The 26,671-nt window shown below is 65.5% G+C and carries 23 protein-coding genes; 11 read left to right on the top strand and 12 right to left on the bottom strand.

Annotated features, from left to right (window positions below; all coding sequences use genetic code 11):
- Positions 1 to 3: 3 nt before the first annotated feature.
- The 3 genes from NRG74_RS08565 to NRG74_RS08555 are packed head-to-tail and all read left to right on the top strand — an operon-like array spanning position 4 to position 2,197.
- Positions 4 to 501 (top strand): chemotaxis protein CheD, encoded by a 498-nt coding sequence (locus tag NRG74_RS08565; RefSeq protein ID WP_257706283.1) that lies wholly within the window; start codon positions 4 to 6, stop codon positions 499 to 501.
- The gene (locus tag NRG74_RS08560) at positions 501 to 1,568 is read left to right on the top strand and encodes a protein-glutamate methylesterase/protein-glutamine glutaminase (RefSeq protein ID WP_017642761.1); all 1,068 of its coding nucleotides are present in this window, start codon (positions 501 to 503) and stop codon (positions 1,566 to 1,568) included. Before NRG74_RS08565 ends, NRG74_RS08560 begins: the two co-directional genes overlap by 1 nt.
- Before the next feature lie 53 nt (positions 1,569 to 1,621).
- Complete coding sequence (locus NRG74_RS08555; protein ID WP_257706282.1) at positions 1,622 to 2,197, top strand: DUF1349 domain-containing protein; 576 nt, start codon at positions 1,622 to 1,624, stop codon at positions 2,195 to 2,197.
- A gap of 153 nt (positions 2,198 to 2,350) precedes the next feature.
- Here the strand turns inward: NRG74_RS08555 and NRG74_RS08550 are convergent, their stop codons facing one another.
- On the bottom strand, positions 2,351 to 2,821 hold the full coding sequence (locus NRG74_RS08550) for a MaoC family dehydratase (protein ID WP_017642763.1): 471 nt from the start codon (positions 2,819 to 2,821) through the stop codon (positions 2,351 to 2,353).
- Between the two features lie 259 nt (positions 2,822 to 3,080).
- Here NRG74_RS08550 and NRG74_RS08545 point away from each other — a divergent pair, with 259 nt between their 5' ends.
- The 3 genes from NRG74_RS08545 (at position 3,081) to hrpA (ending at position 10,004) form a co-directional block, all read left to right on the top strand.
- Complete coding sequence (locus NRG74_RS08545) at positions 3,081 to 4,760, top strand: long-chain fatty acid--CoA ligase (protein ID WP_257706281.1); 1,680 nt, start codon at positions 3,081 to 3,083, stop codon at positions 4,758 to 4,760.
- A gap of 152 nt (positions 4,761 to 4,912) precedes the next feature.
- A complete protein-coding gene (locus tag NRG74_RS08540) occupies positions 4,913 to 5,692 on the top strand; it encodes an SGNH/GDSL hydrolase family protein (protein ID WP_064307172.1) in 780 nt (259 codons plus the stop codon).
- A 286-nt stretch (positions 5,693 to 5,978) separates the two neighbouring features.
- A complete protein-coding gene (hrpA, locus tag NRG74_RS08535) occupies positions 5,979 to 10,004 on the top strand; it encodes an ATP-dependent RNA helicase HrpA (protein ID WP_257706280.1) in 4,026 nt (1,341 codons plus the stop codon).
- A 268-nt stretch (positions 10,005 to 10,272) separates the two neighbouring features.
- Here the strand turns inward: hrpA and NRG74_RS08530 are convergent, their stop codons facing one another.
- Positions 10,273 to 11,106, bottom strand: a complete 834-nt coding sequence (locus NRG74_RS08530) for a DUF1206 domain-containing protein (RefSeq protein ID WP_257706279.1) — start codon at positions 11,104 to 11,106, stop codon at positions 10,273 to 10,275.
- Between the two features lie 139 nt (positions 11,107 to 11,245).
- Between NRG74_RS08530 and NRG74_RS08525 the strand changes: the two genes are divergently transcribed.
- A complete protein-coding gene (locus tag NRG74_RS08525; RefSeq protein ID WP_026084046.1) occupies positions 11,246 to 11,719 on the top strand; it encodes a GreA/GreB family elongation factor in 474 nt (157 codons plus the stop codon).
- A 380-nt stretch (positions 11,720 to 12,099) separates the two neighbouring features.
- Here NRG74_RS08525 and NRG74_RS08520 read toward each other — a convergent pair whose 3' ends face one another.
- From NRG74_RS08520 to NRG74_RS08485, 8 genes are all read right to left on the bottom strand, one after another.
- Positions 12,100 to 12,387, bottom strand: a complete 288-nt coding sequence (locus NRG74_RS08520; protein WP_257706278.1) for a hypothetical protein — start codon at positions 12,385 to 12,387, stop codon at positions 12,100 to 12,102.
- A 16-nt stretch (positions 12,388 to 12,403) separates the two neighbouring features.
- Positions 12,404 to 13,429: a TerC family protein gene (locus NRG74_RS08515; RefSeq protein ID WP_257706277.1), complete on the bottom strand. Its 1,026-nt coding sequence runs from the start codon at positions 13,427 to 13,429 to the stop codon at positions 12,404 to 12,406.
- Positions 13,430 to 13,572: 143 nt separating this feature from the next.
- A complete protein-coding gene (locus NRG74_RS08510; protein ID WP_017642771.1) occupies positions 13,573 to 14,004 on the bottom strand; it encodes a DUF4440 domain-containing protein in 432 nt (143 codons plus the stop codon).
- Between the two features lie 163 nt (positions 14,005 to 14,167).
- Complete coding sequence (locus tag NRG74_RS08505) at positions 14,168 to 14,479, bottom strand: DUF6482 family protein (RefSeq protein ID WP_017642772.1); 312 nt, start codon at positions 14,477 to 14,479, stop codon at positions 14,168 to 14,170.
- 124 nt (positions 14,480 to 14,603) lie between these two features.
- Positions 14,604 to 15,656 carry a lipocalin-like domain-containing protein gene (locus NRG74_RS08500; protein ID WP_184290908.1) on the bottom strand — a complete coding sequence of 351 codons (1,053 nt, stop codon included), beginning with the start codon at positions 15,654 to 15,656 and terminating at the stop codon, positions 14,604 to 14,606.
- Positions 15,646 to 18,105: an FtsX-like permease family protein gene (locus tag NRG74_RS08495; RefSeq protein WP_184290906.1), complete on the bottom strand. Its 2,460-nt coding sequence runs from the start codon at positions 18,103 to 18,105 to the stop codon at positions 15,646 to 15,648. The genes NRG74_RS08500 and NRG74_RS08495 overlap by 11 nt, the downstream gene beginning before the upstream one ends.
- Positions 18,102 to 18,776: an ABC transporter ATP-binding protein gene (locus NRG74_RS08490; RefSeq protein WP_231356297.1), complete on the bottom strand. Its 675-nt coding sequence runs from the start codon at positions 18,774 to 18,776 to the stop codon at positions 18,102 to 18,104. The genes NRG74_RS08495 and NRG74_RS08490 overlap by 4 nt, the downstream gene beginning before the upstream one ends.
- 63 nt (positions 18,777 to 18,839) lie before the next feature.
- Positions 18,840 to 19,130: a hypothetical protein gene (locus NRG74_RS08485; RefSeq protein WP_017642776.1), complete on the bottom strand. Its 291-nt coding sequence runs from the start codon at positions 19,128 to 19,130 to the stop codon at positions 18,840 to 18,842.
- Positions 19,131 to 19,385: 255 nt separating this feature from the next.
- Here NRG74_RS08485 and NRG74_RS08480 point away from each other — a divergent pair, with 255 nt between their 5' ends.
- The 3 genes from NRG74_RS08480 (at position 19,386) to NRG74_RS08470 (ending at position 21,151) form a co-directional block, all read left to right on the top strand.
- Positions 19,386 to 20,159 (top strand): FKBP-type peptidyl-prolyl cis-trans isomerase, encoded by a 774-nt coding sequence (locus NRG74_RS08480; protein ID WP_017642777.1) that lies wholly within the window; start codon positions 19,386 to 19,388, stop codon positions 20,157 to 20,159.
- Positions 20,160 to 20,309: 150 nt separating this feature from the next.
- The gene (locus NRG74_RS08475; protein ID WP_017642778.1) at positions 20,310 to 20,774 is read left to right on the top strand and encodes a YkvA family protein; all 465 of its coding nucleotides are present in this window, start codon (positions 20,310 to 20,312) and stop codon (positions 20,772 to 20,774) included.
- A gap of 5 nt (positions 20,775 to 20,779) precedes the next feature.
- The gene (locus tag NRG74_RS08470) at positions 20,780 to 21,151 is read left to right on the top strand and encodes a hypothetical protein (RefSeq protein WP_184290902.1); all 372 of its coding nucleotides are present in this window, start codon (positions 20,780 to 20,782) and stop codon (positions 21,149 to 21,151) included.
- A gap of 3 nt (positions 21,152 to 21,154) precedes the next feature.
- Here NRG74_RS08470 and NRG74_RS08465 read toward each other — a convergent pair whose 3' ends face one another.
- Entirely contained in the window at positions 21,155 to 22,900 is a 1,746-nt protein-coding gene (locus NRG74_RS08465) for a bifunctional diguanylate cyclase/phosphodiesterase (RefSeq protein WP_257706276.1), read from the bottom strand.
- A gap of 92 nt (positions 22,901 to 22,992) precedes the next feature.
- The gene (locus NRG74_RS08460; RefSeq protein ID WP_017642781.1) at positions 22,993 to 25,074 is read right to left on the bottom strand and encodes a carboxy terminal-processing peptidase; all 2,082 of its coding nucleotides are present in this window, start codon (positions 25,072 to 25,074) and stop codon (positions 22,993 to 22,995) included.
- 237 nt (positions 25,075 to 25,311) lie between these two features.
- Between NRG74_RS08460 and NRG74_RS08455 the strand changes: the two genes are divergently transcribed.
- Positions 25,312 to 26,274: an NAD(P)H-quinone oxidoreductase gene (locus NRG74_RS08455; RefSeq protein WP_026084048.1), complete on the top strand. Its 963-nt coding sequence runs from the start codon at positions 25,312 to 25,314 to the stop codon at positions 26,272 to 26,274.
- Positions 26,275 to 26,671 lie beyond the last annotated feature (397 nt).

The following is a 26,671-nucleotide window of genomic DNA, read 5'->3' as shown; positions in this document are numbered from 1 at the left end:
GCGGTGGGCGAACGCTTCCTCACCCCCGGCGACTGGTATTTCGGTCGTGGCGATCTGCAACTGCGGACGGTACTGGGCTCTTGCGTGTCCTTCGTCTTCTGGCACCCGGGTGATCGGTTGGGGGGCATGACCCACTCCCTGCTGCCCAGTCGGCTGGGTGGCGCCAAGACCACCCGGCGCGACGGCCATTACATCGACGATGCCCTCTATCTGATCCTCAGGGCCATGGCGCGCCATGGCAGCGATCCACGCGGGTATCGCATTCACCTCTATGGCGGTGGCTCCATGTTCCCCGGAGTGCCGAGCACGCCGGTGGCGTCCATCGGGCAGCGCAACGTGGAGGCCGCGCGCGCCTTGCTGGCCGCCTATGGTCTAAGGTGCGACAAGACCCATGTCGAAGGTATCGGGCACCGCAAGTTGATCCTCGATCTGCGCACGGGCGCTGTCTCTCTCCAGCAGGCGACCCTGAGCGCAAATCCCTCCTCTCCGGACTACCCCTAATGAATAAGATCAAGGTTCTCATCGTCGACGATTCAGCCGTGGTGCGTCAGGTGCTGGCACAGAGCCTGGCCCTGGATCCGGGCATCGAGGTGGTCGGCGTAGCGGCCGATCCGGTATTCGCCATGGACAAGATGCGCAAGCAATGGCCGGACGTCCTGGTGCTGGACGTGGAGATGCCGCGCATGGACGGCATCACCTTTCTCAAGAAGCTGATGTCCGAGCGGCCGACCCCGGTGGTGATCTGCTCCACCCTCACCGAGAAGGGCGCTGCCACCACCCTGCAGGCCATGGCGGCTGGCGCGGTTAGCATCGTCACCAAGCCCCAGGCCAATCTCAAGCAATTCCTCCAGGGCTCGACCGAGGACCTGGTGCATGCCATCAAGGCGGCAGCCCGCGCCAATCTCAAGCGCCTGGCGCCGCGGGCGGCGCCCGTGGTGGCAGCGCCCAAGCTCAGCGCCGATGTCATCCTACCCGCCGGTGGCACGGCCATGGCCCGGACCACCGAGCGGCTGGTGGCGCTGGGCACCTCCACCGGGGGTACCCAGGCGCTGGAAGCCGTGCTCACCTCCTTGCCGCGGGTCTGTCCCGGCATCGTCGTCGTGCAGCATATGCCCGAGCGTTTCACCGCCGCCTTCGCCGAGCGCCTGGATCGCCTCTGCGACCTTGAGGTCCGCGAAGCGCGGCACGGTGATCGCGTCACCCCGGGACGGGTGCTCATCGCCCCGGGTGGCCGGCACATGTTGCTCAAGCGCAGTGGTGCCCAGTACCACGTGGACGTGGTCGATGGCCCGCCGGTGAGCCGCCACCGACCTTCGGTGGACGTACTGTTCCGCTCGGTGGCGCGGGCGGCCGGCAGCAACGCCCTCGGCATCATCATGACCGGCATGGGCGACGACGGCGCCCGTGGCCTCAAGGAACTACGCGAAGCCGGCGGCCGTACCCTCGGCCAGGACGAAGACAGCTGCGTGGTGTACGGCATGCCCAAGGAGGCCATGAAACTCGGCGCCGTGGAGCAGGAAATCGGTCTCAACCAGATCGCCGCCGCCATCCTCAAAGGCGGCGCCTAGACGAACTTGCGGGGCAGCCCGGACTCCAAGCGCGAGCACGCGAGGAGAGCCCCATGTTCGACATCTGCCAATGGATCAATGAACCCGAGACCTGGCTGGCCGAGCCCGAGCGGCTCCGGGTCATCACCGATCGCCACAGTGACTTCTGGCGTCAGACCCGCGACGGCGCCGAGCGCCACAGTGGTCACTTCTTCGGCGCCCGGGTCACCAGCGGTTTCACCGCGCAGGTGCGGGTCGTGGCGCGCTGCAAGAACCAGGGTGACCATGCCGGGCTGATGGTGCGGATCGACGAGCAGCAGTGGCTGCGCGCTGGCATCGGCTACTTCGACGACACGCCGCAACTGCTCAGCGTCCTGACCCAGGGCCGTTCGGATCTTGCCCTGGGCGCACCGCTGGGCGAGCGGGAAGAGGTGTGGCTGAGGGTCACCCTGACCCAGGGTAGCCTGCGGGTGCAGGCCTCGCTGGACGGTCAGCGCTGGCCGCTGCTGCGCCTGGCCAGCTTGCCAGCCGCCGCGGAGTACCGGGTCGGCCCGGTCTGTGGCACCCCGGAGCGGGGCGGCATGGAAGTGGCGTTCAGCGAGTTCAGTCTGCAAGCCCCGCTGCAACGAGGCCTGGCCGATCTGAGTTGAGGTAGTGTTGATAAGCTATGTTTTACGATCTAGCGAGCTAGAGTCGAACAAGGCAAAAACGCCTGAGGAAGCGGAGTTTACAAATGGTAAATGAGCATTCCGAAGGCGTTTTTAACGCAGTTAGGCCGACGCGCAGCAGATCGTGGCTGAACATCAGCCGACGGTAACGGGGGGCAGTTCGACCTGCTGCACCTGCACCGCCTTGCGCGGCGCGACCACCTTGGCGACACCGTCGACGACCTTGTCACCGTGTTGGTTGAACACGCGGGTGGCCAGGTTCACGCGAAACTTCGGCAGCTTTTCCAGCACCTCGATTTCCACCGTCAGGGTATCGCCCAGCTTGACCGGCTTTTCGAAGGTCATGGTCTGGTCGACATAAAGAGTGCCTGGGCCCGGCAGGTTGCAGGCCACCGCGGCGCTGATCAGGGCGCCACTGAGCATGCCGTGGGCGATGGGCTCGCGAAACAGCGTCTTGGCGGCGAAGTCGGCATCTAGGTGCAACGGGTTGCAGTCCCCGGAGAGGGCGGCGAACAGCAGCACGTCGCGCTGCTCGATGGTGCGGGTCACGGTCACCTTCTGGCCGATCTCGAGGGCTTCATAAGGGATGTTTTCGGTCAGGCTCATGAGGCGCTCCAGCAGCTGTGACAAGGCGGCAGACGCCGCGAAGCCGGGCATTCTACCCAGGCTGGTCGTCTGAGGCTAATCGACGCCCGGAAAAGCCGACAGAGAAGGTGACCATAAATGACTTTATGGTCATTAGGTGACGTTCAGGGCGGATATTGATGCTGTTGCGGGCAGGGCAAAGCTGCTAGGCTCGCAGGGCCGGTTCAGCGCTGATCACGGCACGCCAACGAACAATAACCATAGAGCGGGAGCGGGCTGCATGATGCCGAATTTCTGGAGTGACAAATATCCCGAGGGCATCCAGACAGACATAGACCTGGACCGTTATCGCAACGTCCTGGCGGTATTCCGCGAGGCCTGCCAGACCTACGCCGAGCGCCCGGCGTTCAGCAATCTCGGGCGGACGCTGAGCTACCGCGAACTCTATGAGCTGTCCGGTCAGTTCGCTGCCTACCTGCAGAAGCACACTGACCTGCAACCCGGCGATCGCATCGCCGTGCAGATGCCCAATGTGCTGCAGTACCCGGTGGTGGTGTTTGGCGCCATGCGCGCCGGCCTGGTGGTGGTCAACACCAACCCGCTGTACACCGCCCGTGAGATGCAGCACCAGTTCAAGGATTCCGGCGCCCGGGCGCTGGTGTGCCTGGCCAACATGGCGCACCTGGCCGAACAGGTGCTGCCGCAGACCGACATCCGGCACGTCATCATCACCGAGGTCGGCGACCTGCTGCCGACCTTCAAGCGCCTGCTGGTGAACGCCGTGGTCCGCCACGTCAAGAAGATGGTGCCGGCCTATCGCATTCCCCATTCCATCCGCTTCGTCGATGCCATGACCAAGGGCGAGCACGTCGATTTCGTCGACGCCGACCCGGCGGCGGAGGATGTCGCCGTGCTGCAGTACACCGGCGGCACCACCGGCATCGCCAAGGGCGCCATGCTGACCCACCGCAATCTCGTGGCCAACATGCTGCAGTGCCAGGTGCTGATGACCAAGTACCTGGGCGGCGGTGCCCAGGTCATGATCGCGCCGCTGCCGCTCTACCACATCTATGCCTTCACCATTCACTGCATGGCCATGCTGATCCAGGGTAACCACAACGTCCTGATCACCAATCCCCGCGACCTGCCCGCGCTGGTCAAGGAACTCAGGCAGTGGCGCTTCAACGGCTTCGTTGGTCTCAACACCCTGTTCGCCGCCCTGTGCAACAGCGAGGAGTTCCGCCAGCTGGATTTCTCCCAGCTCAAGGTGACCTTCTCCGGTGGCATGGCGCTGCAGCAGTCCGTGGCCCTGCGCTGGGAAGAGGTGACCGGCTGCGGCATCTGCGAAGGCTACGGCATGACCGAGACCAGTCCCGTGGTGAGCTTCAATCCGCTGGAGCGTCGCCGGCTGGGCACCATTGGCGTACCGGTACCAGGTACCGACTGCAAGGTGGTGGATGCCGATGGCGTGGCCCTGGGCTTCGACACCCCCGGTGAACTGTGCGTCAAGGGGCCTCAGGTGATGAAGGGCTACTGGCTGCGCCCCGAGGCCACCGCCGAAGTCCTGGACGCCGAAGGCTGGCTGCGTACCGGCGACATCGCCGTCATCGAACCCGATGGCTATCTGCGCATCGTCGATCGCAAGAAGGACATGATCCTGGTGTCCGGTTTCAACGTCTATCCCAACGAACTGGAAGAGGTGCTCTCCCAGTTACCCGGGGTGCTGCAGTGCGCGGCCATCGGCATTCCCGACGAGGTGGCAGGGGAGAAGATCAAGGTGTTCGTGGTGCCCAAGCCGGGTGCATCCCTGACCACCGAACAGGTGCTCAAGCACATGCACGACAACGTCACCGGCTACAAGCGACCCAAGTTGGTGGAATTCCGCGACAGCCTGCCGACCACCAACGTTGGCAAGATCCTGCGCCGCGAACTGCGTGACGCCGAACTCAAGAAGACGTAACAGGGCTTCACCATGTCCCCCGCGCCGCTACCTCTCGTCGACTGGTAGCGGTGCCGCCGGTCTCCAAGCATGGTTTTCGCAAGAGGTTCGGGTATAAACCGCAGGCGGCATTTTGCCGTCATCTCTTCGACCTCTCTCCTTGAGGACACACCATGCGAATTTGCGTACGCCAGGCCTTGCTGGGCCTCTTCCTGCTGGGCTCCAGCATGCTCGGCCAGGTCCAGGCGGGTGAACCCATCCGCGTCCTGTTCGTGGGCAACAGCTATACCTTCGTCAACGATCTACCGGCGATGGTCCGTCAAATGTCCGTCGAGGCCGGCCAACCCCGCCCGCTGGACGTCAAGCATGTGACCTTCAGCGGCGCCAGCCTTGAGGAACACTGGAAGCGCCACGACGTGCAGGACGAGCTGGCCAAGGCCAACTACGACTACGTGGTGATCCAGGACCACAGCATGATGCCGGTGAAGAATCCGGACCTCACCCGTCGGTACGTCCGCCTGATCGCCGATCTGGCGCGCAAGGACGGCGCCCAGCCGATCCTCTACCTGACCTGGGCACGGCAGAACAACCCGACCATGCAGGCGCAGCTGGACAGCGTCTACACCCCCCTGGCCAAGGAAACCGGCGCGCTGCTGGCCCCGGTGGGCCAGGCCTGGCAGAAGGCCCTGGCCGATCAGCCGCAGCCGGGGCTGTTCCTGCCCGACGGCAGCCACCCGTCCTTTACTGGCACCTACCTGACCGCTTCGGTGTTCTATGCGCTGATCTACGGCACCCGTCCACCGCTGCCGGCCGCCGGCGAGAAGATCAAGTTCGATCATGCCGATCCGGCCGATCTGCAGCAGGATGCCTGGAAGGCGCTGCAATCCCTCGACATGGCGCTGCGCACGCCGCCGGCCGGATTGAACATGGCCAGTGTCCAGGCCAAGCGCTGAGAGACTGTTCAAAGACTGCTGCGCGTCGGCCAAACGGCGTTGAAAGTGGCTTCGGAATGCTCATCTACTAATTGTAGACTCCGCTTCCTCAGCCACTTTCGCCTTGTTTGTCTCTAGCTCGCTAGCCTTTGAACAGCCTCTGACCTCGTGTTGCCTTTGCGCGACCAGGCGTCGCGCAAAGGCAGGCAACCCGGCGGTTTTCCGCCCGCCGTTCTTGTAAAGCCCCGCCAGACCCCCCAACTCTTTTACACTTACCGGTCCAAACGACCGCCGTCGAAAGAGTTTCATGACCGATACCCCCGCCGTTGCCCGTCTTGCCGCCAACCTGGATCAGGCCTTCAACGCCGATCGCCATCGCCTGAGACGCCAGCTCCAGGCCTTGCAGAAACAGCCCGATCCAGCCCGCGAGGCCCAGTGGCTGGAACGCTTTCAGGCCTCCTGCGCCAAGGTCGAGGCGCGGCGTGCCAGCGTGCCGCGCATCCGTTACGACGATGCCCTGCCGATCGCGGCCAAGCGCGAGGAGATCAAGCGCGCCATCGAAGGCCATCAGGTGGTGGTGATCGCCGGCGAGACCGGTTCGGGCAAGACCACCCAGTTGCCCAAGATCTGTCTGGAATTGGGCAGGGGTGTACAAGGGCTGATCGGCCACACCCAGCCCCGCCGGCTGGCAGCACGCAGCGTGGGTGCGCGGGTAGCGGAGGAGCTGGGTTCGCCGCTGGGCGAGCTGGTGGGCTATCAGGTGCGCTTCGAAGACCAGAGCACCGACGCCACCCTGATCAAGCTGATGACCGACGGCATCCTGCTGGCCGAGACCCAGCACGACCGCTTTCTCGAACGCTATGACACCCTTATCGTCGACGAGGCCCACGAGCGCAGTCTCAACATCGATTTCCTGCTGGGCTTTCTCAAGACCCTGCTGCCGCGCCGACCCGATCTCAAGCTGATCATCACCTCGGCCACCATCGACCTGGAGCGCTTCTCCCAGCATTTCGACGGCGCGCCCATCGTCGAGGTGTCCGGGCGGACCTATCCGGTGGATACCTGGTACCGCCCCCTCAGCGCCGAGGTGGACGAAGACGGCGAGCGGCTGGTGGACGACCTCTCCGTGGACCAGGGCATCCTCCAGGCCCTGGACGAGATCGAGGCCCACGAGCGCAGCGTTGGCCAGCGCCCGGGCGATGTGCTGGTGTTTCTGCCCGGCGAGCGCGAGATCCGCGATTGCGCCGAGGTGCTGCGCAAGGCCCAGCTAAAATTCACCGAGGTCTTGCCGCTCTATGCGCGGCTGACCCCGGCCGAGCAGCAGAAGATCTTCCAGCCGCGTCCCGGACGCAAGATCGTGCTGGCCACCAACGTCGCCGAGACCTCGCTGACCGTGCCGGGCATTCGCTACGTGATCGACAGCGGCACCGCGCGCATCAGCCGCTACAGCTATAGAGCCAAGGTCCAGCGGTTGCCTATCGAAGCCGTCTCCCAGGCCAGCGCCAACCAGCGCAAAGGCCGCTGCGGGCGGGTCGAGCCGGGCATCTGCATTCGCCTCTACAGCGAAGAAGACTTCCTGGGGCGGCCGACCTTCACCGATCCGGAGATCCTGCGCACCAACCTGGCGGCGGTGATCCTGCAGATGCTGCATCTGCGCCTGGGTCGCATCGAAGATTTCCCCTTCATCGAGCCGCCGGATGGCAAGGCCATCAAGGACGGCTTCACCCTGTTGCAGGAACTCTCGGCGGTCGATGTCGAAGGCCGCCTGCTGCCCCTGGGTAGGCAACTAGCGCGCCTGCCCGTCGATCCGCGCCTGGGCCGCATGCTGCTGGAGGCAACGGAGCAGGGCAGTCTCGCCGAGGTGCTGATCGTCACCAGCGCCCTGTCGGTGCAGGACCCGCGCGAGCGCCCGGCCGATCGCCAGACCCAGGCCGACCAAGCCCATGCCCAGTGGAAGGACCCGGATTCGGACTTCGCCGCCCTGGTCAATCTCTGGCACGGCTTCGAGGAGCAGCGCCAGGCGCTGGGCTCCAATGCCCTGCGCAGCTGGTGCCGCAAGCACTTCCTCAACTACCTGCGGCTGCGCGAATGGCGCGATGCCCATCGCCAGCTGACCCTGCTCTGCCGGGAGCTGGGGCTCCAGGCGCGCAAGACCGAAAGTCCGGCGCCGGCACCCGCGGAGGTCGGCAACAGACCTGCGCCTACCACCGACAAGCACGTCAACGCCAAGGCCCAGCAACAGGCCGAGGCCAGCGAGGCGGCGGTGCGTGCCCGCGGCTATGCGGCGCTGCACAAGGCCATTCTCGCCGGTCTGCTCAGCCAGATCGGCCAGAAGAGCGAGGACGGCGACTACCTGGGCGCGCGTCAGCGACGCTTCTGGATCCATCCCAGCAGCGTCATCGGCCGCAAGAAACCCACCTGGATCATGGCCGCGGAACTGGTGGAGACCACCAAGCTGTTCGCCCGCATGGTGGCCAAGATCGAACCGGACTGGATCGAGCCGGTGGCGGGCCACCTGGTCAAGAAGACCCATCTGGAACCGCACTGGGAGAAGAAGCGCGGCCAGGTGGTGGCCTATGAACAGGTCACCCTCTATGGCCTGATCGTGGTCGGCCGCCGCCCGGTGCACTTCGGCCCCATCGATCCGCCTGCTGCCCGCGAGCTGTTCATCCGCGAAGGCCTGGTGCGTGGCGAGATCAACAGCCGCGCCAAGTGCCTGGCGGCCAACCGCGCCCTGCTGGAACGCCTGGACGAGCTGGAGGCCAAGGCGCGGCGCCGTGACATCCTCGCCGACGAAGAGACGCTGTTCGACTACTATGCCGCGCGCCTGCCGGCGGACGTCTACCAGACCGCCACCTTCGACAGCTGGTATCGCCGCGAGAGCGCCAAGCAGCCTGACCTCTTGCTGATGCGTGAAGAGGACGTCCTCGCCCGCGAAGCCAGCGAGGTGACCGCCACCCAGTACCCGGACACCCTGCGCCTGGGCGAACTGATCTTGCCGCTGTCCTACGAATTCGACCCGACCCATCCCCGCGATGGCGTCACCCTGCGGGTGCCCGCGCCGCTGTTGCCACAGTTGCCACCCCAGCGCCTCGACTGGCTGGTGCCGGGGTTGCTCTATGATCGCTGCGTGGCCCTGGTGCGCAACCTGCCCAAGGCCTTGCGCAAGAACTTCGTCCCGGTTCCGGATTTCGTTCGCGCCGCCCTGGACAAGATTCCCTTCGGCGAGGGCTCGCTCCACGAAGCCCTTGGGCGCGAACTGCAGCGCATGACCGGCGCGCGCATTCCCGACGAAGCCTGGCCGGAAGCCGAAGCCGGCCTGGACCCTCATCTGCGCATGAATCTCGAAGTCGTCGATGCCCAGGGCAAGCCCCTGGGCGAAGGTCGCGATCTGGCCGAGGTGACGGCGCGCTTCGCCCAGGAAAGCCAGGCGGCACTGGCGCTACCGACACAGAAGCGTCAGGAGCAGCGCCCGGTGGAGGCCAAGGCCTTCGCCGAGGTGGCGGCCAAGACCCAGCAGCAGGTGGCAGGACTGTCGATGACGGTCTATCCGGCACTGGTGGACGAGCAGGGCACCGTACGCGAAGGCCGCTTCGCCACCCAGGCCGAGGCCCGCTACCAGCACCGTCGCGCGTTGCAGCGACTGCTGCTGCAGCAACTGACGGAGCAGGCCAAGTTCCTGCGCGGCAAGTTGCCCGGCCTCACCGAGCTGAGTCTGCTGCACCGCGAATTGGGTCGGCCGGAAGCCCTGGTGGAAGATATCCTGTTGGCCAGCCTGGACGCCGCCATCCTCGCCGACGAAGCCGAGCTGCCCCGCGATGGCGCCGGCCTGGCTTCATTGGCCGAGCGACGCAAGGCGGGCTTGACCGAACAGGCCGAACGGATCGCACGCCTGACCCTGGAGATCCTCAAGCTCTGGCATGGCCTGCAGAAGAAATTCAAGGGCCGCATCGACCTGGCCCAGGCGGTGGCCCTGAACGACATCAAGGCGCAATTGGCCAGCCTGGTCTATCCCGGCTTCGTCCGGGATACGCCGCTGGAGTGGCTCAAGGAATACCCGCGCTACCTCAAGGCCATCGAGCAGCGTTTCGACAAGCTCGGCGGCCAGGTGCAGCGCGATCGCGTCTGGAGCGGCGAGCTGGCCGGACTCTGGGAGCAGTATCGCGCCCGCGCCGCCAAGCATGGTCAGGAGGGCAAGCGCGACGCCAACCTGGAGCTCTATCGCTGGATGCTGGAAGAGTACCGGGTGTCGCTCTGGGCCCAGCAACTGGGGACCCGGATGCCGGTGTCGGACAAGCGCTTGAACAAGCAGTGGAGCCTGGTGGAGGCCTAGCGCGGTCATTCATCGGAGCCACCGCTGGCCCGGGTCGGCCGTTGTCTGAGTGAAGTCAGGACCCAGGCCAGTTTTCGCGTCCACGGCGCCCGCGATCGCGTTCTGACCCCAGCCCGTCGCGGTTGGGTGTCCGGTTCGAGTGCGCGGCGTACGCCATACCGAGGTGGGGCGATTGCCGATTAATGGCTAGGCCGTTGCGCTGACGGCCATCAGGTTATCGTCCATCCCGCTCGGACTGGCGCGCCAGGCGTTGATGTCTGGCGCCGGTCTAGCGTGGCAATACCTGGCGCAATGACCCGCCCACATCCGGCAGGTCCATCTCGATGCGCCGCCACCAGGCTTCCGCAAAGCTGTAGCAGGCGAAGGCGATCAGGCCGAGGCCGACCACGGACAGGATCAGTCCGCCGAAGGGCAGATTCTGCAGGCCGTTCAGGGCGTCCTTCATGCCCGGCGGATGCAGCGCCTGATAGCGCGAGCCACTGACCACCAGCAGCACCGCGATCTCGACGAAGGCTATCCCACGGGCGATGAGGCCGAAGCGACCGATGGGGCGGATCAGCCGCAGCTGTTCCGGACTGGCTTCGAGATAGCGCTCGAAGCTGGCCTTCCAGCCCTTCACGAAATGCGCGAGGCCCACTCCCAGGGGGATCAGTGCGGCGATGTACACCAGCAGGTTGGAATAGCGCCAGCTGAGCAGCATCTGCAGAAAGTCATTGGTGTCGCCACCCGAGCCACCGCCCTGGCGCAGGCCGCTGACCAGCAGGCCCAGGGCGAAGAAGGCCAGGGCGCCGTAGGTGATGCCGCCTACCAGTAGGCCGGCGCGGATCACCAGGCCCTTGGGCTTGCTGCCATGGTCATCGACATCGCGGATGGCCTGGAGGATGCGCCAGGCCGCGAAGGCCACCAGGCCGACCACCACCAGGCCGACCAGGAAGTGGCCGAAGGGTTGGGCGAGCAGGGCTTCCAGGCTGTCATGGCTGTCCGCCGGCTGGCCAGAGCCCCGTGCGGCCAGCAGCGCCAGCACGCCGATGATGAGGTAGACGAGGCCACGGGCGGCATAGCCGCCGCGGGCCAGAAGAGTGAGTCCGGTACGGGTGCGCATCTGTTATGTCCTGTTACATTCTGCCTTGTACTGACCAATGGGCCGCGCGCGGGTTCTGGCGGGCGGACAGGCGCATCAGGGTGCTGGCAGGATGCGGCGTTAGGCCTTAGGCTCGCACCCTTTGCCCGGCGATCGGTTCATGGACAAGGCACGACTGCTCACCCTCATTCTTCAGGCACTGGAAGCCGACCGCGACGTCATCAGCCAACAGCTGACGGCCAGTCACGAAGCGGCTACCCACAGCGAAAGCAAGGCCGAGAACAAGTACGACACTCGTGGTCTGGAGGCGGCCTATCTGGCCGACGGCCAACGCCGCCGCCTGCACGAGATCGAGCTGGCGCTGGCCGCCTACCGGGCGTTGACGCCCGTGGCCATGACCGATGGTATCCGCGTCGGTGCCCTGATCGAGCTGACCACCCCGACGGCCAGCCGCTGGCTGTTCCTTGGCCCGGATGCGGCGGGGCTCAAGGTCAGGCTGGACGGCCAGGAGGTGCTGGTGATCTCGCCCCGCGCCCCCTTGGGGCAGGTTCTGCTCGGTCGGGAGGAGGGTGATGAGGTGGCGGTGACGGTGGAGGGCAAGGTGCACCGCCAGGAGATCGTGGCGGTGCACTGAGCCTCAGGCTGCCCTCAGGGATCACCGTAGGTTGGGTTGAGCGCAGCGAAGCCCAACAGAGTCCAGCCTCGGTGCATGCCCTGTTGGGCTTCGACGATGAAGCCGTCTCAGCCCAACCTACGATCCGCGCTGCCAAAGGAACACCGTAGGTTGGGTTGAGCGTTAGCGAAGCCCAACAGAGCCCAGGCTTGATACAAGCTCTGTTGGGCTTCGACGATGGAACCGTCTCAGCCCAACCTACGATCCGTGCTCCCAAAGGAACACCGTAGGTTGGGTTGAGCGCAGCGAAGCCCAACAGCGCCCAGGCTCAATGTATGCCCTGTTGGGCTTCGACGATGAAGCTGTCTCAGCCCGACCTACACGCTCTTGCGACCAAAGCCTTAGGCTTCGACGCCCTCCACTGACTTGGTAGCTCGGGGTGGGGTTGCCTCTTCCTTTTCCTGCTTTGGCCGGTGCTGATCCAGCCAGGCGCGGCCTTGGTTCTGGGCCTCGTCGACCTTCTTGTTCAGCTCGTCGAAGGTCCCGCCCAGGGTTTCCCGGGCCTGTTCGCGGGCGGCTTCTTCCACCTTGGTGGCGAAGCTGTCCGCCGCCTTCTCCGCGCTGTCGCAACCGCCGAGGCCGAGCAGCAGGAGGATGCCTGCAAGACTGAGGATGACTCTGGTGTTCATGGTCGACTGCTCCTGTTCACGAAGGCCGATTCAGCGAATCGCGTGATTCCTGACCGGCGGCGGTGTGCTTGGCTTCGCCGCGGGTCTTATACAGCGAGACCAGTACGCCGCCGGCCAGCAGGCCCAGGGTCACGCTCAGGGAGATCACCGGCGGGATCTTGCCGATGATGCCCACCAGGAAGATCTTGCAGCCGATGAACACCAGTACCAGCGCCAGGGCGTACTTGAGATAGGCGAAGCGGTGGATCATCGCCGCCAGGGCGAAGTACAGGGCGCGCAGGCCCAGGATGGCGAAGACGTTGGAGGTGTAGACGATGAAGGGATCCTGGGTGATGGCGAAGATCGCCGGCACGCTGTCCACCGCGAACACCAGGTCGGCGCACTCGATCACGATCAGCGCCAGGAACATCGGCGTCACCCAGAGCACCGTCTTGCCGCTGGCATCGGGCTGGCGCACGAAGAAGTGCTGGCCATGCAGCTCATCGGTCACCCGTAGTTTCTTGCGCAGGAACTTGATGAAGGCGTTGTCGTCGAGCTTGGGCTCTTCGTCCACCTTGGCGAACAGCATCTTGACCCCGGTGATCACCAGGAAGGCGCCGAAGACATAGAGGATCCAGTCGAACCTGTGGATCAGGGCGGCGCCCAGGCCGATCATGATGGCCCGCAGCACGATCACCCCGAGAATGCCCCAGAACAGCACCCGGTGCTGATACTCACGCGGAATGGCGAAGAAGCCGAAAATCACCGCCATGAGGAAGACGTTGTCCATGGACAGCGACTTCTCGATCAGGAAACCGGTGACGTAGTCGAGGCTGGCATCGGCGCCCTTGAGCTGCCAGACGAAGAGGGCGAACAGCAGACCCGCGGTGATGTAGCCGGCGGACAGCAGCAGGCTCTCCTTGACCTCGATGGGCTTGTTCTCCTTGTGGAGGACACCCAGGTCGAAGGCCAGCAGGGCGATGACGACGGTGAAGAAGGTAAGCCACATCCAGGTGGCGGTGCCGAGGAAGTCGGCGAAGAAGAATGCATGCAGGGCGTTCATGAGCCCCTCCTTAGTCAAGTTGCAAGACTATGACTCGACATGGCGGCACACGCCGTCAGAGGGGCCCGGGTCACCCATACAGGATTTCGAACTCGCGCACATTCAGCAAGGGTTGCAGTTTTACAAAATGCAACCGCTTTAGGTCAGGCCTCTCGGGAGGAATGGTGGCCGGTGATCAGCCAGCGACCCTCGATCTGCTCGAAGGTGAAGAGGAAGCGCGCGGGGACACTGATGACCTGCTCACCTTCCCGATAGTGAAAGACATAGAGCCCGCCGACGACCACGGTGCCGAGCGTGCTGCTGACCCTTTTCTTGAAGATCTGCACATCGCACACCAGCCCTTCGTTGGCGAGGAAGTTGCGAAAGTATTGGCGTCGGCTGTCCTCGCAGTCCCGGACTTCGTTGGAGAGGGTAGGCACCAGGATGGCGTCGGGTGCATAGAGGGCGAGAATGGCTTCCACCTCGCGGGTGGCCACGGTCGCGGCCCAGGTATGCAGGGCGGCCTTGGCCCCGGCAAGGCAGGCGATTTCTTCATTGGAGCGAACAGGCGCGTAGCCAGGCGTCGCGACGGACATGGCGTTATCCTCAGGCGAAAGTGCAATTGTTATAATATAACAACTTGCCTGGAGCAGGTGAGCTGTACGGACACATCGTTGGGGGATGACGCCAGTTCGTGGCGTCTAGGTCAGGGCAAGGCAAGGTCGCCGTCGGCTGCCGGCGACGGAAGGGGACGGCGAATCAGCGATTTTCGATCTTCGAGCGCAGCGGGATCTCTTCGCGCGAATCCGTGTCGCTCACCGGTTGGCCCACCATCTCTTCATAGACCGCCGGCTGGGCGATGAACAGGCGAACATCCTTGACGTCGTCGAGGATACGCCGGGCTTCTTCCACCGAGGCCACGTGCAGGGTCGCGCCCTTGTCGTCGGCGACCGGTACCGAGGTGCCGTCCACCAGCGCATGGATGACATAGGAGCCACCTTCCATGGACACCAGATTGACTTCCTTGACCGCGCCGGCCTTGATCTGCTGATTCAGCTCTTTGACATTCATCGAGAAACCTCGGTTATCACGCTAAGGAGCCCTGCGTGACGGCAGGGACAGGTATGGATTCGAGGCGGGAGCGGGGCCGGGAGTTCCGGGGTGGCGGTCTCCTGGGTGCGTCCCGCTGCCCTTGTCAGTACCCCGTCATCTCCAGATAGCCCACCCCCTTGGCGCTGCCCTCCACTCTGACCGGTCCCTCCCAGTAGGGCGTACCCAGGGCCATCCACGCATCGGGGTTGATCGCCGCGATGCGCAGGTCGAGCTGCTGCCCCGGCAGAGTGATGGACCAGCGTACCGGCACCTCGCGTCCGGCTACCCTGTAGGTGGACTCCGGTGCCAGGCGGATATCGCCGGGATGCAGGGGTTGGTTGTGGCCATCGGCGGCGATCAGGTTACCGAACAGATAATGCTGGCCGTCGGCCTGGCGCAGGCGATAGAGCATCAGCTGGCGACCGTCGTCGAGGTGCAAGGAAAACCAGTCCCAGCCTAGTTGATCGGCAGCCAGGTGCTGGCTGCTCCATTCGCGATCCAGCCAGGCGAGACCCTTGACCGGCACGCGCCGGCCCTCGATCTGCAGTTCGCCCTGGGCCTGGAAGAAGGGCTGGCTGTAATAATAGGACGCCTGGCCGCTGGCGGATTTGCGACTCACCCCGCCTTCGCCCTGGAGCACCAGCGGGCCAGTGGCGGCGAGATTCAGCCGGTAGGCGAAGCCCGGACCCTTGGCCTGGACCTCGGCCCGCCCGGTCAGGTCGCCGCTCAGCCGCCAGTCGTCGATCCAGGCGGAAAAGGGGGCGGCCGTCACCCCGGCCTGGCCGATGCCGCCGCGACCCTGGGTCTGGGCGGAGAACTGGCGGGTTTCGCTGGTGAGCCCGGCATGGCCTAGCCAGAGGTTGCCGTTGCCCCAGCCGGGCTGGTCGGCGCCGGGGCGCAGGGCATTGCGGAACAGCGTCCACTGCACGCCGTACTGATGGCCCTCGGCATCGCTGAGGTTGGCGGTGACGTACCACCACTCGATGCGAAAATCCGGATGGGGACCGTGATCGGCGGGAAAGCTGAACACCTTGCCCGGTACCACCAGGGCGAAGTCTTCGCTGCCCTGGCCGAGGCCGGCGAAGCCCTCGGATGCCGGCTGCTTGTCGCAACCGGTGAGCAGCAGGAGTGCGACCAGCAGGGCCCTAGCGTTCATTGCCGAGTTCTCGCAGCAGATCCAGTGGTTGACTGCGCTGCAGCCGCAACAACGGCCAGGCGGCCGCCAGGAGGGTCGCCAGCAGGGCAATGGCAGAAAGCGCCAGCAGTTGACCTGGAAAGACCTGCAGGGGCAGTCGCCAGCCGAAGGCCTGGACGTTCACTACCGCCACCAGGCACCAGGCCAGCAGGATGCCCAGCGGCATGGCGAGGGCCAGGGTAAGAAGGGCAAGCCCCAATAGTTGCCCCAGGCTGAGCAGGATCAGTCGTGAACGCTCGATGCCCAGCGCCCAGAGCGGCGCGAGCTGGCCCAGACGCCGCTGCGCCTGGCCGAGCAGGGCGATGAAGAGGGCGAGGCCGGCTACCGCCAGGGTCAGAGCGTTGAGCGCCGCGGTGGCGCTGAAGGTGCGCTCGAAGACTTGATCGGCATAGCGACGCAACTGCCCCTGGTCGATGGAATGGCTGGTGTCCAGCCCGAAGCGCTGCTGCAGCTCGCTACGCAAGGCCTCTACCTGTGGGGGCGCCATGCGAACGACGATGCGCACCAGGGTGGCCTCCGGCCACAGCGCCCGCAGCCGTGCCTGGGACAGCAGCACATGACCGCGCGGATTGCCATAGTCGGCGTAGGTGGCCAATATCGGGGCGGACCAGCGACCCTGGCTCCCCTGCAGCTCTACCCGCTGGCCCTTGACCACGCCCAGGCGGCGGGCCAGTTGCTCGCTGAGCATCAGGCCGTCGCCGGCGAAGAAGGGCGTCCAGGCCTCGCCACCGGCATCCAGCAGCGGCCAGTGTCGACGATAGAGATCAGCGTCCAGGATACCGCTCAGGGTGGACGGCTGGCCTTGAATGCCCGTCTCCAGTTCGTACACCGGCAGCACCGCGCCGACGCTGGGTTGCCGGGGCAGCCAGTCGAGCAGGGCCGCTGCCTGGGTAGCATCCTGCGGGCGCAAGTAGAGTTCGGCGGCCAGGCGCTGGTCGAGCCAGCCATCGAAGGTGCGGCGAAAACCCTCGGTCATGCTGCCGGCGCCGACATTGGCCGCCAGGGCCAGCAGCAGCGCCATCAGCGCCTGGGATAGACCGGGCAGTTGCTGCCGGGCATCGGCCAGGAACCAGCGTGAAAGGGGGCGCCTCGCTCGCTTCAGCAAGAGATCCAGCAGGGCGCTCAGCAGCGGCGGCAGCGCCAGGGCAGCAGCCAGCAACAGGCAGCCGAGCAGGGCCAGGCCGCTGGCCAGGCTGTTGCCGCCCAGCCATAGGGCCAACGCTGCCAGGCCCCCCAGCAGGGCGCCCAGGGCCTGGCGCCTGAGCCAGCGACCATGGGCGGCGCGCCAGGCTTCGCCCTGGGCCAGGGCCAGCAGCGGTAGCCGCGCCGCACGCCACAGACCATCGGCACCGGCCAGCAGGGCCCCACCCAGGCTGAGGCCGAGGCCGGCCAGCCACCAGGCCGGACTCAGGGTCAGGCTGCCGGCGATTTCGGCGCCATAGAGACCGCGCAGGCTGGCCGCCACATCGGGTAGCAACAGCGCCGCCAGAAGATAGCCGCTGGCAACCCCCAGGGCGCCGGCCACCAGGGCGATCAGCGCCAGCTCCAGGGTCAACGCCAGCACCAGGGTCGCGGCCGAGAGGCCACAGGCGCGCAGGGTTCGCAGCAGGGCGCGGCGCTGTTCCAGCGCCAGACCTGTCGCGGCATGGACGATGAACAGGCCGACGGCAAAGGCCAGCAGGCCAAGCGCCAGCAGATTGAGGTGGAAGCTGTCGGTCAGACGATCCAGCTCGGCGCCTTGGTCGTTTTCCACCCGGTGCAGGTCGACGCCGTCGAAGCTGGGCAGCGCGCGCTGAAAGGTCTTTGGCAGGATCAGCCGGGAGAGCTGGTCCGGTGCGTCCAGCAGGCGCTGGGCCTGGCCGATGTCCAGTACCAGGGTACCGGGCGCCAGGCCGGGCCGGGGTTGCAGCGGTGGCAGCGGCAGGCCGTCGGCGCGGTGTAGCACCTGGCCCGCCTGGAGCTGCCATTCATGCAGCGTCTCCGGCGCGATCCAGGTGGTCCCAGCCGGACTGAGGAAGTCGTACAGGGCCGCGGGCGAGGCACCGGCCGCCACCCCCTGGTCACTGGGCAGGCTGACCGGTTCGATGCCCAGCAACGGCAGGGTGCCCTCGCGCTCCGCCAGGGTCAGGCGGCCCTGCAGGACGGGCGACACCGGCCAGCCCTGCCGGCGCAACTCGACGAACAGCGCCTGGGTGAAGCGCTTGCCGTCGCGGGCCTCCAGACTCGACTGGTCGGCACCGAAGAGCGCGCTGGCCTGGGCATAGCTCTGGCGGGCCTGGGCATTGAGCGCCAGCACCCCGATCAGCAGTGCCGTCGCCAGCCACAGGCCGGCGATCAGGCCGGCGAGTTGCAGGGGATGCCGCCGCCAGTGGCTGACCAGGCTGTGCAGACTCCAGAAGAGCAGCCTCATGGCCGAGCCACGGCTGCGCCGCCAAGGCGTCCGCGTTCCAGCTGCAGGGTGCGATCGAGATGGCTGGCGATGCGCGCGCTGTGGGTCACCATCAGCAGACTGCTGCCGGTCTCGGCCACCAGCTCCAGCAGCAGCGCCAGGGCCTGGTCGCCGCTGGCTTCGTCGAGGTTGCCGGTGGGTTCATCGGCCAGCAGCAGGGGCGGCCGGGAGGCGAGGGCGCGACCCAGGGCCACGCGTTGCTGCTGGCCGCCGGAAAGCTGCTCCGGATAGCGCTCCAGCAGGGCGGCTAGCCCCAGGCGTTCGGCGAGTTCGGTTTGCCAGCGCGGATCATGACGGCCGGCCAGCCGCGCCTGGAAGGCGAGATTATCGGCCACCGTCAGGCTGGCGATGAGGTTGAATTGCTGGAAGATCAGCCCGATGCCCTCGCGGCGCCAGGCAGCCAGGGCCCGTTCGTTGAGGGTGGAGAGCTCCTGGCCAGCGGCCTGGATGTGGCCCTGGTCAGGCCGGTCGAGTCCGGCGACCAGGTGCAGCAGGGTGCTCTTGCCACTGCCGGATTCGCCCATGAGCGCCAGACTCGCGCCCCGTGCCAGGCTGAGGTCCACGCCGCGCAGGACCGGCAGTGGGCCCTGGGGCGTAGGATAACTCTTGTGCAGATCGGTGATGGTCAGCATCGCGCCTCCAGCGCCGGTCGTGGTCTGCAATCGACCGGGCGGGGGCGGCGACGTTCAGCGCGGCTAGCGGCGTCTGGTCTTGCCCTTGCCGGTCTTCTCGTCTTCCTCGCGCTGCAGGCGCTCGCACTTGCGCACCATGGTGAGGTAGTACACGGCGCTGCCGGCGAACAGGATGACGGGCAGCGCCAGGGACATCTGCAGCAGGCTGCCGGGGAAGGCACTGGGCACCCAGTGGTGATAGAGCAGAATGCCGATCGCCAGCAGCACCGAGTACAGCAGGCCGTAGCCACCGGCCTTGCGCGATTCGCGGGCGAGGTCGAGGGGCGGGCGATTCAGATCGTTGGGCTCGAACATGGAGGTCTCTGACTGGCACTGAAGAAGGCGCTAGTTTAGCGCCTGGACGCCTGGCGGTCGCCACTGCTCGGGTGCCCCGGACAAGACGTCGCAGGGGCTGCCCGCCGCTCGTTCACGCGATGTTCAGGCAGACATAAGCTTGAAATCTTATCCTTTGCAGCCATTTAGAGGCCTGGCGATGGCAAGCGAGCAGGTCTCCTTGTAAGCTCGATCAGTTATTTGAACGCGCACAATGCGCACGGATAAGGAATCAACATGAAACAGTATCGGTTGGCAGCAGCGGTGGCCCTGGTGGGTCTGGTTCTGAGCGGCTGCGACTCCAAGCCCAAGGTCGAGCTGGAAAGCCCGGCCCAGAAGGCGTCCTACGGCATCGGCCTGAACATGGGCAAGAGCCTGGCCCAGGAAGGCATCGACGACCTGGATCCCAAGGCCGTCGCCCTGGGTATCGAGGATGCGGTAGGCAAGAAGGATCAGAAGCTGACCGATCAGCAGCTCACCGAAGCCTTCGCCGCCCTGCAGAAGCGTGCCGAAGAGAAGATGACCAAGGTCAGCGAAGACAACGCCAAGGCCGGCAAGAAGTTTCTCGAAGAGAACGGCAAGAAGCCTGGCGTGATCACCACCGCCTCCGGCCTGCAGTATGAAGTGGTCAAGAAGGCCGACGGTCCGCAGCCCAAGCCCACCGATGTGGTCACCGTGCACTACGAGGGCAAGCTGGTCGACGGCACTGTGTTCGACAGCTCCATCAAGCGTGGCACCCCGATCGACCTGCCGGTCAACGGCGTGATCCCGGGCTGGGTCGAGGCGCTGCAGCTGATGCACGTCGGCGAGAAGATCAAGCTGTACATCCCCTCCGAGCTGGCCTACGGCGCCCAGAGCCCGAGCCCGGCGATCCCGGCCAACTCCGTGCTGGTGTTCGACCTGGAACTGCTCGGCATCAAGGACGCCGCTGCCGCGGACGCCGAAGACGCCCCGGCTGCTCCGGCTGCCGATGCTCCGGCCGCTGCCGAAAAGGCCCCGGCCAAGAAGTAAGGGGTTCTCGCTCCGCCAAACGCCCTGCTCGCAGGGCGTTTTACATGGTGCCGGGGAAACCCTGGGACATCGGTGCGATCCAAACCCGGGTGTGCGACGCCCTGTGCCCTGCAGGTCCGCACCTATCGTCCTTACCCGCTCGAGGTGTCCATGAAGCCGCCGAAGAACTTTGATCGCTACCTTGGTATCGCCCAGCGGCTGCTGATCCGCGGCCGGCTGCCAGCCCTGTTGCTGGGGGTCGCGCGCAAGACCAGCAAGCGGGGGCTCAAGCTCGGCGAGGCGCGCGATACCCTGAGCCTGTTCCATCAACTGCTGCTGGCCTGGTGGCGTGGCCAATACCGCGGGATCAGCCGCAAGACGCTGCTGACCGTGGCGGGCGGCCTGGTCTACTTCCTCCTGCCCATCGACCTCATTCCCGATTGGGTACCCATGTTCGGTTTGCTCGACGACCTCGCCGTCCTGGCCTGGATCGGCAAGGCCTGCAGCGATGAGCTGGACGGCTTCCGTGCCTGGCGTGATAACCGTACCGCGAGTCAGCAGGCGGCCCTGGCGGCCCTGCCTGACAAGCACGAGCGGCCGGCGGCAGGTGTCGCCCTCGATCAGCTGCGGGATTGAACGGCTTGAGCGTACGCATCAGTCGCCAGCACTGGCTGGCCCTGCTGGATGAACTGGAGCGCGCGCGGCGTAGCCGCAGCCTTCTGACCTATCGCTCGGTCATCGAACGGTTGGGATTGCCCCAGCCGGCGATGGTGACCCTGACCACGGCGCTGGAATACCTGGCCGCTCTAGATCGTCGCGAGGGTCGACCGCTGCGCAGTGCGCTGGTGGTCAGCCAGAGCGGCACCCGTATCCCCCGTGAGGGCTTCTTTGATTGCGCCCTGCGCCTGGGTGCGCTGGAAGGCTCGCCCCAAGTGACCGATGCCGTCAGCTGGCATGCGGCCGAGGTGACGCGGGTGTTCGAGCACCGCTATCCCGATCACCACCAGGAGTAGGCGTCAGGCGCGCATCAGGTGCAGGCTGTAGCCGGGCACCTGCTTCGCGTTGCGCTTGGCTTCCGAGGCGAGGCCGGCCAGGCCGCTGGCATCCACTCGCTTGCCGGCCTCCTTGTCCAGCTCCACGACCCCCAGTGACAGCGACAACAGCGGATACTCGCGACGGCGACCATCTCGGTCGTAGGCGAGAAAACAGCCAGCCTCCAGGTGCTCGCTGCGATAGAAATACCGGCAGCGCTCCTGGAAGGCCGCCATCAGACCGTTCAGTCTTTTCCGCCAGTCCGCCGAACCCAGCACCACCAGGAAGTCGTCGCCGCCGATGTGGCCGACGAAATCCTGCTGCGGATCCAGGCGCTCGGAAAGCGTCTGCGCCAGGCAGAGCAGGACCTCGTCGCCCTTGGCGTAGCCATAGAGATCATTGAAGGGCTTGAAGCCGTCGATGTCGACGTAGCACACCACGGCTTCGCGCTGCTGATCCAGCAAACGCGTGAGGCACTGCTGAATGGGCACATTACCGGGCAGCTGGGTGAGGGGATTGGCGTGCTTGGCCTGCTGGATGCGCTGCTCGGTGATCAGCCGCAAGACATCCATCACCCGACCGACCCCGACATAGCGACCGCCCTCGGTGATGATGAAATCCTCTTCGATGCGCTGGCGTGCCCGCGCGGTGAGCAGGCGGCTGACCTGTTGCAGCGACTGGTTGGATTCGGTCGCCAGGAAGTCCTGGTTCATCAACCGGGCGATGGGCTTGCGGGCGAACACCTCGTGGGCGAAGGGCTTGAGCAGCGCCGAACTCAGCTCGTGGTGATGGACGATGCCTACTGGGCGGTCGTCGTCATCCACCACCGCCAGGGTATTGAGGCTGGGTTGCAGACGAAAGCGCTCCAGCACCGCCGGGATCAGCATGTCCTGGCCTACGGCGACCTGTTCCACCCGGAGGCCGGCGACCGTGGTGGACTCCTCGGCGAGCTCCGAACTGCGGCTGACCATGACCGGCAACAGGGTCTGGATCTCCCGCGGTGGCGCGGCGCTGGGGCGGCCCAGCAGATAGCCCTGGACCAGGTCGACACCCATGCTGGCCAGGGTCGACAACTCTTCGTGGGTCTCGATGCCTTCGGCGATGACCTGCGCGCGGGAGGCTGCGGCCATCTTCAGGATGGAGCCGACGAATTCGCGCTTCACCGCATCGCGGTGGATGGATTCGATGAAATGCCGATCGATCTTGACGAAGTCCGGGCGCAATTCCGACCAGCGTCTGAGGCTGGAATAGCCGGCACCCAGATCGTCCAGAGCGATGGAAAAGCCCATGGCCCGGTAGTGATGCAGGGCGGTGGCCAGCAGCGCGAAGTCATCGATGGGCGCCTGCTCGGTCAGTTCGATGACCACCTGCGCGGGAGACAACCCCAGGCGCTGCAGCAACTTGAGGGTCTGGCCCGACTGGTGCGCCGGTTCCAGCAGGGTTTCCGGGCAGACGTTGAGAAACAGCAGACCATCCAGGGCCAGCTCGCGGAAGGTCAGGCAGGACTGCTGGCGCGCGGCGATTTCCAATTCGGACAGGCGCCCGGCCTGACGGGCGGTGGCATAGAGGGGCAAGGGCGAGTGCAGCGGGGTATTGGAGGCGCCGCGAATGAGGGCCTCATAGCCCAGGATGCGCCGCTCGCTCAACGAAACGATGGGTTGAAAGAGCGAATGCAGCTCGCTGTTGGCGAGAATGCGATCCAACACCCCAGCCTGGTCGTTAAGCGTCATGGTAAGCCTGTAAGAACCCAGAAACGAAAATGCCCGGGGGTCGCACTTGGCGACCCCCGGGCATTTCACGACAGAGATGTGACGCTTTGATGTCAGCGCTTGGGCGGTGTCTGACTCAGGTCCAGATAGTCCAGCATTACATGACCGGACTCCATCAGGTAGGCGTCATCCTGCGGCTTGGTCTTGTCGTCGTCGATCGCGGGATTGTCCTCGTCGATCTTCTTCAACTCCTTGAGCGGGGCTTCGCCCTTCTCCTGGCGACGCTGGTTTTCCATGGCCAACTGGCGGTTGTCCAGGGCGGTCTGTGCAGCGCGCCGCTTCTGCTCGTTGAGGCTGACGGTGGTATCCGCCGCCAGTTCCTGGGCGAGCTTCAGCCGCTCGCGAGCGAAGATGAAGTCGGGATCCTTCTGCACCCGCACGTCATGCCGCTTGACCAGCTCCGGCAGATAGTTGGCGAAGGGGTTGCTCAGGCCGTTCACCGCCGGGGGGATGGTGTCCCAGGGCATGGAGTCGGGCAGGGCGCTTTCGCCGATCTGCTTGGTATCCACCACCGCTGGATAGTCGATGTCCGGCAGCACGCCCTGGTGCTGGGTGCTCTGACCGGAGACGCGGTAGAACTTGGCGATGGTCAGCTTCAGCTCGCCATGGTTGAGCGGCTGGATGGTCTGCACGGTGCCCTTGCCGAAGGTCTGGCCACCGACGATCAGCGCGCGGTGATAGTCCTGCATGGCACCGGCGAAGATCTCCGACGCCGAGGCGGACAGCCGATTGACCAGCACGGTCAGGGGGCCCTTGTAGAAGGCACCGCCTTCGTCGTCGGCCAGCACCTCGACCTTGCCGTCGCCATTGCGCACCAGCACGGTGGGGCCCTGATCGATGAACAGACCGGTCAGCTCGGTGGCTTCCTGCAGCGAGCCACCGCCGTTGTTGCGCAGGTCCAGGACGATGCCGTCGACCTTTTCCTTCTGCAGCTCGCCGATGAGCTTCTTCACGTCACGCGTGGTGCTCTTGTAGTTCGGATCGCCCGCGCGGTAGGCCTTGAAGTCCAGGTAGAAGGCCGGCACGTTGATCACCCCGAGCTTGTAGTGCTTGCCCTCGTGAGGAACGTCGATCACGTGCTTCTGGGCGGCCTGTTCCTCGAGCTTGACCGCTTCGCGGGTGATGGCGACCACCTTGGTCTTCTGGTCGTTCGGCGCGTTGCTCGCCGGAATGATCTCCAGCCGCACCTTGGAACCCTTGGGTCCGCGAATCAGCTTGACCACCTCGTCCAGACGCCAGCCGATGACATCGACCATCTCGCCATCGCCCTGGGCGACACCGACGATCTTGTCCGCCGGCGCGATCTGCTTGGACTTGTCGGCCGGGCCAGCCGGGACCAGGCGCAGGATCTGCACGTAGTCGTTGTCGTTCTGCAGTACCGCGCCGATGCCTTCGAGCGACAGGCTCATGTTGATGTCGAAATTCTCGGCGCTTTCCGGCGAGAGGTACTGGGTGTGCGGGTCATAGGACTCGGCGAAGGCGTTGATATAGGCCTGGAAGACGTCTTCGCTGCGGGTCTGGTTGAGGCGTGCCAGCTGGTTCTTGTATCTCTTGGTCAACTGCTGCTGGATCTGCGGGTCGGTCTTGCCGGACAGCCGCAGGCGCAGGACCTCGTCCTTGAGCTTGCGATGCCAGAGATCGTCCAATGCGGCGGTGTCCGCCGGCCAGGCCGCCTTCTCGCGATTGGTGTTGAAGGATTCGTCGACAGTGAAGTCGAGCTTGCCGATACCGGCGTTGAGCAGACCCAGGCCGTAGTTCAGCCGCTCGGTCATGCGTTGGGCATAACGGCGGTAGATGGCGAAACCCGGTTCGAGATTGCCCTGCTTGAGGTAGTCGTCGAAACGGGTGCGCGCGGCGTCGAATTCGCGGATATCGGCGGCATTGAAATACAGCCGGCCGGGATCAAGCATCTTCAGATAGCTGTCGTAGATCTTGATCGACTGGGCATCGTTGAGCGGCGGCTTGCTGTAATGGTGGCGCTTGAGCAGCTCGACGATGTTGAGGCTGGCGATGACCTGGTCGCGGTCGGGTTGCAGTTTCTCGGCGCCTACCGGCGCGTTGGGCTTGGCGAAGAGGGGCGTTGCGCTGACGCCAAGCAGGACAACGAGGGCGGTACGGGACAAGAGCTGCTTCATGTGTATTCGACTAATGCACGGAAAGGAATAGGCTATAGGCCCTTCCCGGCCCGGGCGGTTCCGCGGCCTGGGGAAGTATGACGGGCGCTGACGAAAGTCGTCTGACGGCGGTCTGAAGGATAGCGACGATCGGAGGGGACGGCTGTGACAGCCCCGCGTCTTCCGGTCCGCTCGACTCCCGCAGAACCCGCCGGCGCAGGCGCTTTTCGTCAAAGCCTGAGCCACTATGGAGGCACCGTGAACGCATTGCAAGGTATCGAAGGGCAACTGGAATGGCAGTCACTGAGCGCTCGCGCTCTGGCGCCCGGGGAAATTCGCATCAAGGTGGCGGCCGCCGGTCTCAACCGCGCCGATCTGCTGCAATTGGCCGGCAACTATCCGCCGCCGCCCGGTGCGCCGGCCACCCTGGGTCTCGAATGCGCCGGGGTGGTCAGCGAGACCACCGCGGATTCGCGCTGGCAGGTCGGTGACCGCGTCTGCGCGCTGCTGGCCGGCGGTGGCATGGCCAGCGAGGTGGTGGTGGATGGACGCCAGGCGGCGTCCGTGCCGGACGGCCTGTCGCTGATCGAGGCGGCGGCGCTGCCCGAAGTCTGGGCGACCGCCTGGAGCAATCTGTTCGACCTGGCCGCGCTGCAGCCGGGGGAAAAGGTACTGCTGCACGCTGGTGCCAGCGGCGTCGGCTCGGCCGCCATCCAGCTGTGCAAGGCCTTCGGCAATCCCTGCTGGGTCAGCGTCGGCTCCCAGGAGCGCCTGGCCCACTGCGAGCGCCTCGGCGCCGAGGGTGGGGTGCTGCGCAAGACCGATCTGGAAGGCCTGCGCGACTTCGCGCCCTTCCACGTCATCCTAGATCCGGTCGGGGCGAACTATGCGTCGCTCAACCTGGATCTGCTGGGCCAGGACGGGCGCTGGGTGCTGATCGGTCTCATGGGCGGCCGCCAGGCCGAGATGGATCTGGGCAAGGTGCTTGGCAAGCGCATCCGCATCATCGGCTCGACCCTGCGCAACCGCTCCGTGGAGTTCAAGGCCAAGACCATGAGATCCCTGGAAGCCAAGGTCTGGCCACTGTTCGCCGAAGGCAAGCTGAACGTCAACCTGGAACGCCGCTTCACCGCCCAGAACGCCGAAGCCGCCTTTGCCGCCCTGGAAAGCAACGAGGTGAACGGCAAGGTAGTGTTGGTGCTGGACGAAGGGTTGGAATAGTACCGGCAGGCGCCTATTGATCGCGGTCAGGGCGGTCCGCCGACGATTGGGCGTAGGTTGGGTTGAGCGCAGCGAAGCCCAACGGGTCTTGCTCGGAGCCGGCCATGTTGGGCTTCGACGATAAAGCCGTCTCAACCCAACCTACGAAAACACCGGCAACTAGTGGGATTGGCCGTAGGTTGGGTTGAGCGCAGCGAAGCCCAACGGGGTCTTGCTCGGAGCCGGCCATGTTGGGCTTCGACGATAGAGCCGTCTCAGCCCAACCTACGAAAACATCGGCGTCCGTAGGTTGGGTTGAGCGCAGCGAAGCCCAACAGGGCCCTGCTCGGAGCCGGCCATGTTGGGCTTCGACGATGGGGCTGTCTCAGCCCAACCTACGAACATCGGTACTCCATGG

Origin of the sequence: Pseudomonas oryzihabitans, from assembly GCF_024652905.1 — a bacterium.
In the GTDB taxonomy this organism is placed as follows: Bacteria; Pseudomonadota; Gammaproteobacteria; order Pseudomonadales; family Pseudomonadaceae; genus Chryseomonas; species Chryseomonas benzopyrenica.
This window is presented reverse-complemented; position numbering and strand designations above follow the sequence as displayed.

What these genes read in the sequence shown, in the direction of transcription:
- NRG74_RS08490 (WP_231356297.1), bottom strand. Translation starts at nt 18,776, where the DNA reads ATGCTGACCATCACCGATCTGCACAAGAGTTATCCTACGCCCCAGGGC.
- NRG74_RS08460 (WP_017642781.1), bottom strand. Translation starts at nt 25,074, where the DNA reads ATGAAGCAGCTCTTGTCCCGTACCGCCCTCGTTGTCCTGCTTGGCGTC.
- NRG74_RS08550 (WP_017642763.1), bottom strand. Translation starts at nt 2,821, where the DNA reads ATGAGCCTGACCGAAAACATCCCTTATGAAGCCCTCGAGATCGGCCAG.
- NRG74_RS08480 (WP_017642777.1), top strand. Translation starts at nt 19,386, where the DNA reads ATGAAACAGTATCGGTTGGCAGCAGCGGTGGCCCTGGTGGGTCTGGTT.
- NRG74_RS08525 (WP_026084046.1), top strand. Translation starts at nt 11,246, where the DNA reads ATGGACAAGGCACGACTGCTCACCCTCATTCTTCAGGCACTGGAAGCC.
- NRG74_RS08475 (WP_017642778.1), top strand. Translation starts at nt 20,310, where the DNA reads ATGAAGCCGCCGAAGAACTTTGATCGCTACCTTGGTATCGCCCAGCGG.
- NRG74_RS08500 (WP_184290908.1), bottom strand. Translation starts at nt 15,656, where the DNA reads ATGAACGCTAGGGCCCTGCTGGTCGCACTCCTGCTGCTCACCGGTTGC.
- NRG74_RS08515 (WP_257706277.1), bottom strand. Translation starts at nt 13,429, where the DNA reads ATGAACGCCCTGCATGCATTCTTCTTCGCCGACTTCCTCGGCACCGCC.
- NRG74_RS08555 (WP_257706282.1), top strand. Translation starts at nt 1,622, where the DNA reads ATGTTCGACATCTGCCAATGGATCAATGAACCCGAGACCTGGCTGGCC.
- NRG74_RS08540 (WP_064307172.1), top strand. Translation starts at nt 4,913, where the DNA reads ATGCGAATTTGCGTACGCCAGGCCTTGCTGGGCCTCTTCCTGCTGGGC.
- NRG74_RS08530 (WP_257706279.1), bottom strand. Translation starts at nt 11,106, where the DNA reads ATGCGCACCCGTACCGGACTCACTCTTCTGGCCCGCGGCGGCTATGCC.
- NRG74_RS08560 (WP_017642761.1), top strand. Translation starts at nt 501, where the DNA reads ATGAATAAGATCAAGGTTCTCATCGTCGACGATTCAGCCGTGGTGCGT.
- NRG74_RS08465 (WP_257706276.1), bottom strand. Translation starts at nt 22,900, where the DNA reads ATGACGCTTAACGACCAGGCTGGGGTGTTGGATCGCATTCTCGCCAAC.
- NRG74_RS08495 (WP_184290906.1), bottom strand. Translation starts at nt 18,105, where the DNA reads ATGAGGCTGCTCTTCTGGAGTCTGCACAGCCTGGTCAGCCACTGGCGG.
- NRG74_RS08545 (WP_257706281.1), top strand. Translation starts at nt 3,081, where the DNA reads ATGATGCCGAATTTCTGGAGTGACAAATATCCCGAGGGCATCCAGACA.
- NRG74_RS08485 (WP_017642776.1), bottom strand. Translation starts at nt 19,130, where the DNA reads ATGTTCGAGCCCAACGATCTGAATCGCCCGCCCCTCGACCTCGCCCGC.
- hrpA (WP_257706280.1), top strand. Translation starts at nt 5,979, where the DNA reads ATGACCGATACCCCCGCCGTTGCCCGTCTTGCCGCCAACCTGGATCAG.
- NRG74_RS08520 (WP_257706278.1), bottom strand. Translation starts at nt 12,387, where the DNA reads ATGAACACCAGAGTCATCCTCAGTCTTGCAGGCATCCTCCTGCTGCTC.
- NRG74_RS08510 (WP_017642771.1), bottom strand. Translation starts at nt 14,004, where the DNA reads ATGTCCGTCGCGACGCCTGGCTACGCGCCTGTTCGCTCCAATGAAGAA.
- NRG74_RS08505 (WP_017642772.1), bottom strand. Translation starts at nt 14,479, where the DNA reads ATGAATGTCAAAGAGCTGAATCAGCAGATCAAGGCCGGCGCGGTCAAG.